Source organism: Bradyrhizobium sp. 147 (assembly GCF_023073935.1).
GTDB lineage: Bacteria > Pseudomonadota > Alphaproteobacteria > Rhizobiales > Xanthobacteraceae > Bradyrhizobium.
Window position 1 is genome coordinate 1 of sequence record NZ_JADPKL010000048.1, and the last position, 11,784, is coordinate 11,784.

Sequence of the window (11,784 nt, forward strand, 5' to 3'; positions counted from 1 at the left end):
GGCGAAGGTCGTCGGCGCTGTTGTGATCCGATGGGCCTACGACAGCCCTGCCAATGCCAAGCAGCTGGTCTCGATCATCGACAACGACGGTCTTCCGGATGTGGACCTCCGAAGGGTCACCGACCTTCTCGGCCGCCTGCACATCTTCTCCATGAGACAGGATCCTGTTCCGCCCACCGAGACGGAGCACTCGTAGGACCCTGCCGACAATGGACGGCGCGAACTCAACCGACCCCGTCATTGAGTTGCTCGACACGCTCAAGGCAGTCCGCCGCGACGTGGACCGACTCGGGCAGGACATGCAGGGGACGCTCAAGGCCGCACAGGCGGCCGAGATGGCGGCTGCAAAACCTCGTACCCTCACCCTCGACGTGTCGGCCCTCGGGCCGGCCTTCGGAACGCTGTCCGACCGCGTCGCGTCGTTGGACACGACGGTCTCCGCGCTCGGGGCCGACCGACTGCGCAGCGAGGTCGTGGCCGCGCTGCACGACGCGCGCGGTGAGATCGACGCAGCGACGCACGGGGTTCGACAGGCAACGGCTCGGCTGACACTTCGCCTCACCGCAGTTCTGAGCCTCGTCGTGCTGGGCGCCACCGGCGCACAGTTTGCCGGCGTCGCCGCGTCTACCTTCTGGGGTCAGGCGGAACGCGCCCGCCTCGCCGCCGAAGTCGAGCGCCTGCGCGTCGCATTGCCGACGCTCCAGGCGCGGGCCGAGGACTGGCAACGCCGCGCAGGCCGCGTGGTGCTGACGAACTGCCAGTCCGATGACAGGCGCACGCGCCTGTGCGTCCGCATCGACCTGAGCGCGCCGCGGTTCGGCCCGCGTGGCGAGTACGCCGTGCTCGACGGCTACTGAGTGCGCAGCGGGCCGTTCGGAATGACGATCGGGTGCATGAGCCTACCGCATGGATGGCACTCGCCGTGACGGACCCGGTCCGGAATCGGAAGGTGGCCTTGCCCTCGCCCGACCCTGCCTCCCGGCAGCTCTTTGCGACGTTTCCGCTGGCCGCTGACCGCTCCAAGATTGCGCTTTCTGAGATCCTCTGTCCGTGGGCTCGAGTTTTTTGAAGGCACCCCCCCCGGTTCGGCCGCCCTTCGCGATCCAAGCCCGCCAAGCGGCATCCACGATGGTGATGCGGTTGGGATCATTGCGCCGGCCGAGAAGGCGGCGCTCCTCGACGTGGAGAAGCCCGGAACGGGCAGCCGTCCGGATCGCGTTGCGTGCCGTCGAGGCCGACACCCCGGCTCGCGCCGCGATGGCCGACACGCACAGTTCACATGCGCCGCGCGCCCGCACCTCGTCGGCGATGATCCGTAACGCGGCGAGTTCGCCAGTCGTGTGCCGGGCCGCGAGCGCCGGGGGCATTGGACCAGAGGCAGCCAAGGTCCGCCGTCGCTCTAGTGACCGAGCGCGATCCGGCGAGCGCTGATGGCGTTTCGGGGGGAAGATGGACGGTCGGCCCGGCGGGGCGTCGCTCCGCGGCCGGGAGCTAGCAGGCCTTCGCGGCGGCACGGGCGCGGCCGGGATGACCGTCCGCCCCTCGATCAGCGCCGACAGCGCCTCGGCCTCGGCCTCACTCACCTGGCCCGCCCCGAAGGCGCGCCACAGCAGCGCCGCCACCTCGGGCAGCGCGCCCCGGGGCGCAACCTCGACGGCGCGCCTAAGTTCTTCAGCGAACATGTCCCAGCCCTTGCGGGCCACGGCACAGCAGCGAGCATCGCCTTAGCGGGCGACACCCTTCCACAGAACGAGCAAGACCGTTGACGGGATTGGCGTCCCGTCTTGACCCCTAAGGGTGCTCGTGAGACTGTCGGGAGGTGTTTGATCCCCCGCCGGTCTCTATGAGATCGGTCCACGGCCTCTCAGGTTGGCGCCTGAGGGGCCGTTGCTTTTTCTACGTTGCCGTCGTGGCGGTTATCTCCTCGAACCGGCACGAGTCCGGCATTCGCCCACCATCCCCGTACCGACACAGGCAGTCAACACGGCTACGGTAAGCCCTCCCTCGACGGGGGTCTCGAAAGGGCGGTCAGATACCCTTTCGAAAGAGTTATGGACACACCCTCTCGTCCGTCTCATTCCGAGTGACCGAGGGGCTGTCATGAGCGAGGTGTCGAAGGGGGTTTCGTCCCGCATCATGACGTATGCGGAGATCGAGGAAGCATTCTCTCTGAAACCGGCTTCAGCTCGGCAGCTCGTGCGCCGACAGGGCTGGCGTAGGCTCCCCGGTAACGACGGTAGGACCCGGATAGAGATCCCTATCGAAGAGTTTGAGCGGGCTCTCAAGAGAGGTGTCGAAACCCCTCTCGATGAAAGCGAAATCGATGCTGAGCCTCCTGTCGAAGGCCCTCTCGAAAGGACCTTCGTTGCCTTCCTAACCGCCCATATCGAACGGCTCGAGCGGGCTCTCACAGAGGCGCAGCAAGCTCTGTCGCAGGCGGTAGCTGACAGGAGCGCCGAGACTGAGAAATCCGATCACTTAGTCGGGGAGGTCGCCGCTCTCGCTCGGCAACTCGCCCAGGTCGTTGAGGAGGCCGGGGGTCGCGAGCGCGAGCTGCAAGCGCGATTAGCATTGGCCGATGCCGCAGCGGCTCAATCACGGGTAGAGTTGAGTGCTTTGGAGAAGAGAGCCGAAGCGGAGACCGCCCAGGCCCGCGCCGAGCTGGAAGCCTGGAAAGCACGCCCATGGTGGCGTCGGCTCGCCGGCTGAACCGCAGTTGTGCACCAGTCCGGATCTGGGAGGCTGTAAGTTCGTAGATCGTCGTGGGTACGGGTGTCCGTCATGAACGAGAGATCGCGTCGCCCACCACAGGAGCCAGGGCGGCCGGGATCCTACTGCAAGCGGCGTGCGGTCTCTGGTACCGGCAGATCGCGGCGGGCGGCCTCGGGGGCTTCCTGGCGGTCCGTGACCCAGATTATCGCAGCGCGCTCGGCCGCGGTCACAACCCGCCCTGGGCCTGCTGCACGGGCTTCCGAGATCAGGGCCTCCAGGGCCGATCTCAGCTCATCTGTGAAGGCGTCGTCGTTCACCCGGTTTGGACCTTTGGTATTTCGTCTACGCCAACTCGGGGTCATCGCAGAGGATGTTCGAAAACGTACGCTAAGCGCCCATACCTATGCAGATTGACAGCGCGGAGACGAACGTTCTCTCTCCGCCTCGTGTCCCGAGATCTCGCCTGCTTGCTTACCAGCATGAGCCGCTGCTGCACGCTAAGTTTTTAGGAAGCCAAGATCATAAATCATCGGTGCTAGCTTCGATGTCAGCGTCTCGTAGGTTGAGTCAAAGACAGCAAATTCGGTTTCGATTTTGTCTTTCTGTTCCTCGCGTCGACCAAGAGCGGATCGGATCTGATACCATCCAACATCGGGGCGATTGAGTTTGAGGCTTTGACGAACGCTATATACATCGGTGATGGAGAAATACGTTTGCCAAAGGATTTTACCTGCTCGTAAGACTGCGGAAGCCTCAACCGAAAACTTCTTTTTATGTAGGTATTGAACCATAAAATCTGATTCAAATCGGTCAGGTGCATTAACTTCAGCCTCGGTGAACGGAATAAAGTGATTGACCAGACTCCATTGGCGACCATTCCACTCCAATCCGTTCGCGCCAGCCGTCAGATTTTGTGTGCTGAACAACATCCAGACTAAGCAGTCCATCTTAAATTCTTCAGTAAGAGGCTCATCAGGCTGTAAGAACTGATCCCGATCATTGAGCCACGACGGCTTAACTAGACGCCGTACCGCAAACACAACTGCCGATTTCCAGAGATTTTCCTTGGTGACGAAAAAACCGCCTGCGCTACAGTACCCTGATGATAGCAAGGCGGTAAGATTTGCGTGTTGAACATCACCACCGGGCGCAATCATTCCGCCGATCGCTCCGTCTGCCCATTTAGTGCCACGCACATCTTTAATACTAGTCGTTGGCACGAGCGCGCCTTTCAAGGGCAGGGCGTCATCCTTATTAGACCTTGCCCGCTTAATCCAATTGCTCAGAAATCGCTCACTTGGTAGATTATAGAATTGCTTTTCGCCAATTGCTTCGCCTTTTTTATTAAGAACCTCCGCAACTATGTTTGTAATTGGTGTCTTCTTTTTTGCGGAATTATCGGTTTCCCAAATAAGGAAGCCAATAGGGAAATTCCCATTTAGACCATCGAATGCTTTGCTAGGCACCAAGAAACCGCCGAGATAAGATGCATTCCAAAACGACCTGAATGGCTCAAAATTTGGAGCATTTACATATTTCAAGGTACTGAACATAGCCAAGGTAGCGTTTGGTATCTCTTTGGCGATCCGCACTAGAAATTGCACGAATAGTTCGCGCGAAGCGTATCCAAAATCACTGATCGTTTTAGCAATCTGCGTCTTTGAAACGCTTTTTTTGCTCTCTGAATTTTTCCCACGAGAACTTGTGATGTTATCTATGTTTGCAGCTTCTGCATATGGCGGATTGATAAGTATCAGGATCTTTCGACCTTCGGCGATTGCCTGCCGCAGAGCGGGCGGCACTTTGTTGGTGAGGCTATAGTCAATTCTGCCATCAGCCGTAATGTCATCATTGAGATAATCATATTGAAACCGAGTGGCGGAAACGCAGGTTCTAGTAGCTTTCATAACATCGACGTCAGCTTGATCTAATGTACTCATAAAAACGTTTCGCGGGTTGGAATGCTTGGTTTCCAAGTTCCCAACGCCGCAGCACATGTCCCAAACTATGTAGTTCTTCTGCCAGTTCTTCCCAAGAACGTCGGCTAACTTATCGTAGGCTTTATCAACCACGTGGAGTGGAGTATAGAAAGCGCCCTTGAAGCTACGCTCGTCTAGCGGGATTAGGGAGTCGCGACGCTCTAATAAGTAATTGCGATACTCCTCATCTGGTGGGCGGTGATAAATTGACCAGAACTGACGGTAACCCTCACGATTACCTAGTTTATAAAGTTTACCGTCGAGGGAAAATACGGGCGCTTCTCCTTGATGGAGAAGTTCGGCCGGCAAGTTTTCATGAGTCGCCTTGGTTCCGTCATGCATGATGTCGGCGAAAAAGAGAAGGGCATATTTATCTACCGGAGCACCGCCGATTTCCCGACCGATCATCTCGACCCATTTATCGAAAACTTGCTTCAAATTATCTGGCGTGATCGAAATGCGGATAATATCGCCCTTTGTCAGAGCGGCTTTTACAGTACTGATGAATTCATCTTCGTGCGTCGCTATCCTGAACGAGACCATCCTTGTTCCAATGAACGCGGATACTTGGTCGAGCGCCTCCTTCGGGAATTTAGTAGCCGACTTGCCCCATTTTATCGTCTTCTTTTTCAAAAATGGAATAACATCAGCGGTCTTCATCAGAGCCGCCTTCTCAGTATCCATTACTGCCAGGAACGGTGGTAACTCGTCCCCTTTATTCAACCCATCCTGCACATAATGCAGAAGCTGGGTGAACATCTTATAACTTGAGTCCTTGCCGTGATGTTTAGCCTCGAACCACATTTCCTTCGTACGAATATCAATTAGCCCTTTGGTATATTTCTTCAAGCCTAACGCCTGAATGTAAACATCTTTGACGTCTTCCTCGCTGCGGACATCTTGTAGTTTTTTGTACAGAGACATTATGTTCCCGCTGGACCATGCCCGATGCACGGTAGACATCGCCGTTCGCATATGCCGTGGCAAGCGCTGTGGCAGCGTCGTGAATATCCTCACCCATGGGGTTCTCGTAGTCGAGGGCGGCGGAGACAACGCCTACTGGACACGCGTCCTCGTCACGTAGAAGGGGACCCAAAACTCAGTTCGAAACCACGAGGCGTAGGCCCTGGCGCGGGAGATACGCGCGCTCAACGTCGGCTTCGTTCGCAGCCAGAAGGCGCGCCAAGTCAGACAAGCTGTATCCAAGCTCGTTGCAGTGATACTTGATGATATCTCTAAGGCGCCAAGGTTCTTCTACCTGTATTTCGTATGGCTCACCCTCGTTGAAAGATTTATTATACTGAACATTCATGTTTTTGTACTGAGAATCAGTAATTAATTTTAGGTCGTAAGTTCTTTTAATCAAGCTTTTTATAGAGACCTTCCAGTACGCTTTCACTCTACCGAGAGCAGTAATCTTAGGAGATATCAAATATGATTTGATATCCGAGGCAGGCATGAGGAAAGCCGCAGCGAAGCGGTGCGCCTCCTCTTCCATCTTCTGATCGTCGTCAGGCACGGTGTGCATAACGATGTGTCCAAGCTCGTGCGCGAGCGAGAAACGGAAGCGGTCCCCGGCAACATCCTTGTTCATGAAGAAGAGCGGTGGCATGCCCTCCGAACGGAAGCTGATGCCGTCCAGAAGCTTGGTGTGGAAGCTCGTCATGATGACGATGCCGCCCGCCTGCTCAATCGTATCAACCACGCAGGCGACCGGCCCACGCGGCAGCATCCAGTACGCGCGCAGCCGCTCGGCGACCTTCTCTGGCGTGAGGCCGCTCTCGTCCAGGTCGATCTGAGGGATCGGCTTGGCGACTTCCAGGTCGTAGGAGCGCAAGAGCCTCGCCACGTGCTGACGCCGGATGTTGATGACCGCACCGATCCGCGCGAGTGGCTTCGCGCCGAGCTTCGTGCGCTTGCGGTAGTGAAAGGCGGGGAACCCGATCGCGCGCTCGCGCTGATGGAAGAAGGCTGTAGGGAAGCGGAGTGCCTTCGCGAGGTTGCCCAGCACCTCGTCGGAGGGTTGGCCGATCAGGCCGTGTTCGAGCTTCGAGATGAGCGCCTGCGTGACAGACGCCTCTCTCGCCAGATCAGCCTGGGTCATCTCGCGCGCCTCACGCGCGAGTCTCAGCATGTCAGCGTTGAAGACCGCGTCGGTCACTTAGCGTCCTCGTCTCGCACGCGCCGCCTCAAAGTCGGTCCGACCAGTGTCAGGGATCCGCTCCGGCGTGATGTCCACCCACGCAGCCTGGGCTTCCGTAGCGGTGACCTGCGCCGTCCAGATCACGTCCTTGCCGATCTGCCTGACAATCATCACCCGCTCGATCGCGGCCCCGGCGGCATCCATTTGGTAGCCCGCATACAGACGCACGGCCGCCTCGGGCAGATCGAGGAGGGGCATCTCGTCGTCATAATCCTGCTGTTGCAGGGTCTGGTAGTTAGCGTGTTGGCCTAACCCGTTCACCTTCTTGACCCGGATCAGCGCCTGATCCCGGTAGTTGAGCAGGTGAAGCCCCCGGCGATCCAGGAAGTTCACCCCAGGCGTGCCGTCGAAGCGGTCCATCAGCGCTCGTTCGGCGTGGTCGTAGATGCAGCACGCGGCAGCGCGATCACTGTGCTGCGCACGAACCGCATCCGAGTACCCGTCACCGTTGTAGGTGGCGACCGCCTCGTACAAGGCGTCGTGGATGCCGAGCAGCAGGGGCTCGATGATCGCCATCTGGCGCGACTGGTCTTCTTCCACGTCCATAAGGCCCTCTCCATCCGGCAGCACGTCGCGCCCTTGGAAGGATATGGCGGAAAATATAACCGTTTCAATAACCGAGCCGCAACTCCTTGTCGGGCCTTACGCTTTGGACTCCTGGGCGTCCCAGACGAGAGCCCTGGAAGCGCTACAATCCGATCTCGACAGCGAGATTGTCGGCGAACAGGGCCCCCTCACGGACGTACCGGCGCAGGGTGCTGAGCGAGGCGTGACGGGTCTGGTGAGCGATCCGGATCTCGCCAACCCCGGCATGGGCGGCCGAGGTCGCGAACCCCGCCCGCATGGAGTGGCCCGCATAGGCCGCCGCGTCGAGCCCGGCGGCGCCAGCGCGGCGCTGGACGATCAGCGCGACGGCGTTGCCGGACAGCCGCCCGCCGAGGCGGCCGTGACGGTCGACGGCGCGGAACGCCGCCCCCTCGGCGATCCCGGTCGCGGCAAGCCACGCCGTGTAGGCGGCGGCCGGACACGTCGCCTGTCCCGTGCGCCCGACCGCGAGCACCGCGCCGCGACCCTCGGCGTCGGTCTTGCTGCGCCGGATCGTGACCCGCAGGCCCTCGGGCAGGACGGCGATGTCGGCCACGTCGAGGGCGGCCAGCTCGGAGCGCCGCAACGCGGCGGCGGTGCCGACCAGGAGCAGGGCGCGGTCGCGCCGGTCGGCGAGGCCGTCGCCGAGCCCGGCGAGCACCTGCTTCAGGCGCGGCACGGTCAGGGCCTCGGCGCGGCGCTGGGCGGAGCCGCGCTCGCGCCGGAGGCCCGCCAGCACGTCGGCCACGGCCGGGTGGCGCACGTCGAGGCCGAGCCCGGCCCGGCGGTGCCGGGCGGCGAGGCTGCTCACCCGCCGGGCGAGGGTCGCGAGCGACAGCCGGTCGGCGCAGTCGGCGAGGTAGAGCCCGACCACGGCCGGGGCGGCGGGCAGCGGTTCGAGGCCGCGGGCGGCGCACCACCCCGCGAATTCCCGCCAGTCGGCCTCGTAGGCGCGGAGCGTGTTAGCGGCGCGCGCCTGCCGAGCGAGTCCGGCGGCGCGGGCGGCGACCGCTTCCAAGTCGAGCGCGGGGCCGATTGCGGTCTCTGCGACAGGGGTAGGAAGGGTGGTCACGGGGAACCCACGTCGTTGGAGGTTTCGGTCGCCAGCAGGTTCTGGATGAGCGTTCGGTGCGTGTGGTTGATTGAGAGGGTCCAGTCGATCTCGCACAGGAGGCGCTCGGCGCAGGTCCGCGCCTTCGTGCCGGGGTCGAGGCCGTGGAGGAGGTGAACTTGCCGTTCGCGCCGCCGCTCAGTCTCGGCGATCTCCCGATCTGCGTCCGCGAGCGCGTCATCGAGGAGCGATGAGGCCGGGACGGGCGCGACGGTCATCCCTGACCCCTCAGGTCCTGGAGCTGGAGTCGGGCCTCAAGGACAAGGCGTAGTTTCGCGTCGGCGAGATCGAGCAGATCCTGGGCGCTCGCCGGGAGGTCGGGGCGTTCCAGGGCCTCCTTCAGCACCCGCTGTTCCTGACGCAGGCCGTCCAGGGTGCGCATGTCCTCCGACATCAGCCGGTCCTGCTCGGCGGTGTCGGCCCCATCCCGGATTAGGGCGAGGAGCCCAGCAGTCCGCGCGGCCGAGCGCATCTCGATCGCGGCGATCTCCCGGCGCACGTCCCGGAGCATCTGCTCCAACAGCGCCACCATGACCGACTCCGTCTTGACCTCCGATAAGCGTCATTATCACAGCCCAGAAGACGCCACCCCGCGGCTGCCCACACCCTAGGCAGCTCCTTCACGAAACTGTGAATTGCCGCCAATTCGGGCTTTGGCGAGCCGCCAAATTCCATTAGGTTACTTTTAAGAATGTATTCACATGTGGCCAGTGAAGTCCATCGACTTCACTGGGGTGGCGAATGCCCCTCCACATGTGACGGGTCTCTCCCGTCTTTATGATGTCGTTCTTGCTCCTTGTAGCAGTATTTCTCAGCTTTTTCAAGATACTGTCTGCCGGTCCGGCCCACTTATCCAATGGTCTCCGCTCTGTACTTTCGGCAAAGAGCGATATTCATAGACGGCCTCGCAACTGGAAATGCCGGGGCCTCACATGTCCAACTCCAATCAGAACGAAGACCGCAAAGATCAGAATGCCTCCGCTGCGCCGGAAGCTTCAAACCCGCTGCGCCCTCATGATTGTCGATATCTCGTACAGGTCAGGAGAGCCGGTCACCTTTCATGGGAGTGCCGCAAGGAGAATGCCCTTCTTCTGAGTACCGCGACGTACGTTGCGGGCGTCCCCGTTCCGGAAGACGTGCGGATCGAACTCTGGGAATGCGAGATCGAGGATTTCGAGATCGATACCTGGGACCGCGTGCGGCTCCTCAAGCGTGACAACAAGGAAATCACGCCCGAGGACGAACGCGCGTTTGAGCGGATCCGGGTGCGCGTTGACCGGTGTCTGACCTGTCGGTGCAAGGTCCCACCGAACGTCGATGACGGGCCGAATTTCGACCGTACCATCGGCGATCTCATCATCGACGCGCGCGCCAAGAAAGACGCGGAGGCCAAGCCCGCTCCCGTCGTTCCTCAGCCGGCTCCGGCTCCGGTGCCGCCGAACCTCACCCCGAAGGCCGAACAGAAGCGCAAGCCCAAGTCCCGCAAGCCGGTTCGGAACGATGGGTGGGGCAGGGACTAGCGCGCCGGCCCGTGGATCGGCCGCTCAGCGGCCGATCCCACGTCCACGATCTCGCCGCATCACGGCGCGGACCCTCAGTAACTCCTGTTCGATACGATGGCGCTCAATCTCCTCTCGACGCAGGTCGCGCTCACGTGCCGAGGCCTGCTCACCATCTCCCAAAGCCAAGCGCCGCTCAGCTTGTTCGTGCCTCAACGCGCGCTGTCGTTCCTGTGCCTTGATGCGCTCATCGGGAGTCAGGCGCTCCCCTTCGCCGCGTGCCAAGCGACCCACCGACACCGCGAGGTTGGTATCCCGCAGCGAGGCCATGGCACCTTCGCTCAAGCTTTGACGCAGGCGGTCGCCGAGTTGCAACCGAAACTGCGCGGCCTTTCGGAGCAGCGTGCGCAGGGTCGCGGTCAGCGTTTGTCGGCGGGCACGCTCAATCCGGAGCGCGTCTACGGCCTCGCCTTGGTCGGTCTGAATGCCAGCGCGGGTTCGGAGGTGGTGTCCCCGCCCGAGCTTCGGCTCCGGCTTCCGATCAAGCACGAAAACCGCTGCGTCGGCTTCGTCCGCCTTCTCCGTGTCACCGCTGGCGCGCGCATCGGCAGCCTCAGCCTTGGCGTCCTCGCATTGTGCCGCGAGCGAGAGGTGGCTGACCCGCGTCGGCGCTCCGGCACGCTCGAGCGCTTCGTTCAGATGCGAAGCCCACGCTTCACGGAGATGCAACAGGGTGTCTCGAGCGTCGAGAGCTTTTTCCTTGCCTTCGAACCCATCGGGACCGACGCGACGAGTCGAGATCAGCACGTGAGCGTGCGGATTGCCGCCGTCCGGATCGTCTTTTCCCGTCCGTCCGTCGTGGTGCGCGATGTCCGCGACAAGACCGAGCGCGACAATCTCCCGCTCGACGAACGCGCGGACCAGCCGGACGCGATCCTCGACGCTCAGCTCGCGCGGCAACGAGAGTACGGCCTCTTTCGCGAGCCTACTGTCGACCCGGCGTTCGCTCGCCTCCACCATCTGCCAGAGCTTCTGGCGATCCGTGCGAGCCCATGCCGGTGCGCTTGGGGGAGCGAGGAGTTCGCGCGACGAGACGCCCTTGCGCCGCCTGTAGTCGAAGACTTGGCCGCGGCGGGCGCAGACCATCCGGGTGCCGGAGCGATAGGCGGCTGCGGCGACGGCCGAACGCCCGCCGGAGCGGCCGATCACCTTCAGCTCGAAGCGGTACAGCGCCATCCCGTCACCGCGCCCTGTGCGCACATACGTGGTCCAGCGGCCCGACGCTGGCTCGGTTTCAGGGTGAGGAACCCTGACGTCCGGCGCCTAAGCGCCGGACTGGGGGGAAGCCGTCCGGCGGGGCGCAGCCCCTGAGGACCGCGGGTGTCGGACGCAGTCCGAGACGTAACCGCGCCCTTCGGGACTCAACCCTAGCTTTGCCCGCCCCTCGAATGCAACTCTCAAAAAGCGAGCTTCGAACATGGACACGACCGAGACCAAGCCGAAGCGCATCAAGCGCACCCCGGAACAGAGGCTGACGGCGCTTGCCGCTGAGACCGCACGTGTGGAGGCAGAAATCCAAGCCAGGGATGAACGGGAGGCGAAGGTCGTCGGCGCTGTTGTGATCCGATGGGCCTACGACAGCCCTGCCAATGCCAAGCAGCTGGTCTCGATCATCGACAACGACGGTCTTCCGGA

The 11,784-nt window shown here is 61.6% G+C and carries 12 protein-coding genes; 5 read left to right on the plus strand and 7 right to left on the minus strand.

The genetic code is table 11. The features are described 5' to 3' along the window. The 3 genes from IVA87_RS11320 to IVA87_RS11330 all read left to right on the plus strand — a co-directional run. Positions 1–196 (plus strand): hypothetical protein (locus IVA87_RS11320; protein WP_247333592.1); only part of this gene is annotated, 196 nt, incomplete at its 5' end. 13 nt (positions 197–209) lie between these two features. Beyond that, the gene (locus IVA87_RS11325) at positions 210–857 is read left to right on the plus strand and encodes a hypothetical protein (protein ID WP_247299902.1); all 648 of its coding nucleotides are present in this window, start codon (positions 210–212) and stop codon (positions 855–857) included. A gap of 1,243 nt (positions 858–2,100) precedes the next feature. Next, complete coding sequence (locus IVA87_RS11330; RefSeq protein ID WP_247299906.1) at positions 2,101–2,709, plus strand: hypothetical protein; 609 nt, start codon at positions 2,101–2,103, stop codon at positions 2,707–2,709. 500 nt (positions 2,710–3,209) lie between these two features. On the opposite strand, the gene IVA87_RS11335 is transcribed toward IVA87_RS11330, so the two are convergent. The 6 genes from IVA87_RS11335 to IVA87_RS11360 form a co-directional block, all read right to left on the minus strand. Further along, entirely contained in the window at positions 3,210–5,615 is a 2,406-nt protein-coding gene (locus tag IVA87_RS11335; RefSeq protein WP_247299909.1) for a hypothetical protein, read from the minus strand. Between the two features lie 175 nt (positions 5,616–5,790). Next, on the minus strand, positions 5,791–6,852 hold the full coding sequence (locus tag IVA87_RS11340) for an XRE family transcriptional regulator (RefSeq protein ID WP_247299911.1): 1,062 nt from the start codon (positions 6,850–6,852) through the stop codon (positions 5,791–5,793). Further along, positions 6,853–7,440: a hypothetical protein gene (locus tag IVA87_RS11345; protein ID WP_247299914.1), complete on the minus strand. Its 588-nt coding sequence runs from the start codon at positions 7,438–7,440 to the stop codon at positions 6,853–6,855. A gap of 142 nt (positions 7,441–7,582) precedes the next feature. Next, on the minus strand, positions 7,583–8,497 hold the full coding sequence (locus tag IVA87_RS11350; RefSeq protein WP_247304047.1) for a tyrosine-type recombinase/integrase: 915 nt from the start codon (positions 8,495–8,497) through the stop codon (positions 7,583–7,585). A 50-nt stretch (positions 8,498–8,547) separates the two neighbouring features. Beyond that, positions 8,548–8,808, minus strand: coding sequence for a hypothetical protein (locus IVA87_RS11355; protein ID WP_247299890.1), 261 nt, complete (start codon positions 8,806–8,808; stop codon positions 8,548–8,550). Further along, complete coding sequence (locus tag IVA87_RS11360; protein ID WP_247299892.1) at positions 8,805–9,122, minus strand: hypothetical protein; 318 nt, start codon at positions 9,120–9,122, stop codon at positions 8,805–8,807. Before IVA87_RS11360 ends, IVA87_RS11355 begins: the two co-directional genes overlap by 4 nt. 400 nt (positions 9,123–9,522) lie before the next feature. Between IVA87_RS11360 and IVA87_RS11365 the strand changes: the two genes are divergently transcribed. Then, a complete protein-coding gene (locus IVA87_RS11365; RefSeq protein ID WP_247299893.1) occupies positions 9,523–10,110 on the plus strand; it encodes a hypothetical protein in 588 nt (195 codons plus the stop codon). A gap of 24 nt (positions 10,111–10,134) precedes the next feature. Here the strand turns inward: IVA87_RS11365 and mobQ are convergent, their stop codons facing one another. Further along, positions 10,135–11,325 carry a MobQ family relaxase gene (mobQ, locus tag IVA87_RS11370; RefSeq protein WP_247299895.1) on the minus strand — a complete coding sequence of 397 codons (1,191 nt, stop codon included), beginning with the start codon at positions 11,323–11,325 and terminating at the stop codon, positions 10,135–10,137. Between the two features lie 241 nt (positions 11,326–11,566). Here mobQ and IVA87_RS11375 point away from each other — a divergent pair. Further along, positions 11,567–11,784, plus strand: a 218-nt coding sequence (locus tag IVA87_RS11375) for a hypothetical protein (protein WP_247333593.1), incomplete at its 3' end; no start/stop codon positions are given.

What these genes read in the sequence shown, in the direction of transcription:
- IVA87_RS11330 (WP_247299906.1), top strand. Translation starts at nt 2,101, where the DNA reads ATGAGCGAGGTGTCGAAGGGGGTTTCGTCCCGCATCATGACGTATGCG.
- IVA87_RS11360 (WP_247299892.1), bottom strand. Translation starts at nt 9,122, where the DNA reads ATGGTGGCGCTGTTGGAGCAGATGCTCCGGGACGTGCGCCGGGAGATC.
- IVA87_RS11355 (WP_247299890.1), bottom strand. Translation starts at nt 8,808, where the DNA reads ATGACCGTCGCGCCCGTCCCGGCCTCATCGCTCCTCGATGACGCGCTC.
- IVA87_RS11365 (WP_247299893.1), top strand. Translation starts at nt 9,523, where the DNA reads ATGTCCAACTCCAATCAGAACGAAGACCGCAAAGATCAGAATGCCTCC.
- mobQ (WP_247299895.1), bottom strand. Translation starts at nt 11,325, where the DNA reads ATGGCGCTGTACCGCTTCGAGCTGAAGGTGATCGGCCGCTCCGGCGGG.
- IVA87_RS11345 (WP_247299914.1), bottom strand. Translation starts at nt 7,440, where the DNA reads ATGGACGTGGAAGAAGACCAGTCGCGCCAGATGGCGATCATCGAGCCC.
- IVA87_RS11325 (WP_247299902.1), top strand. Translation starts at nt 210, where the DNA reads ATGGACGGCGCGAACTCAACCGACCCCGTCATTGAGTTGCTCGACACG.
- IVA87_RS11335 (WP_247299909.1), bottom strand. Translation starts at nt 5,615, where the DNA reads ATGTCTCTGTACAAAAAACTACAAGATGTCCGCAGCGAGGAAGACGTC.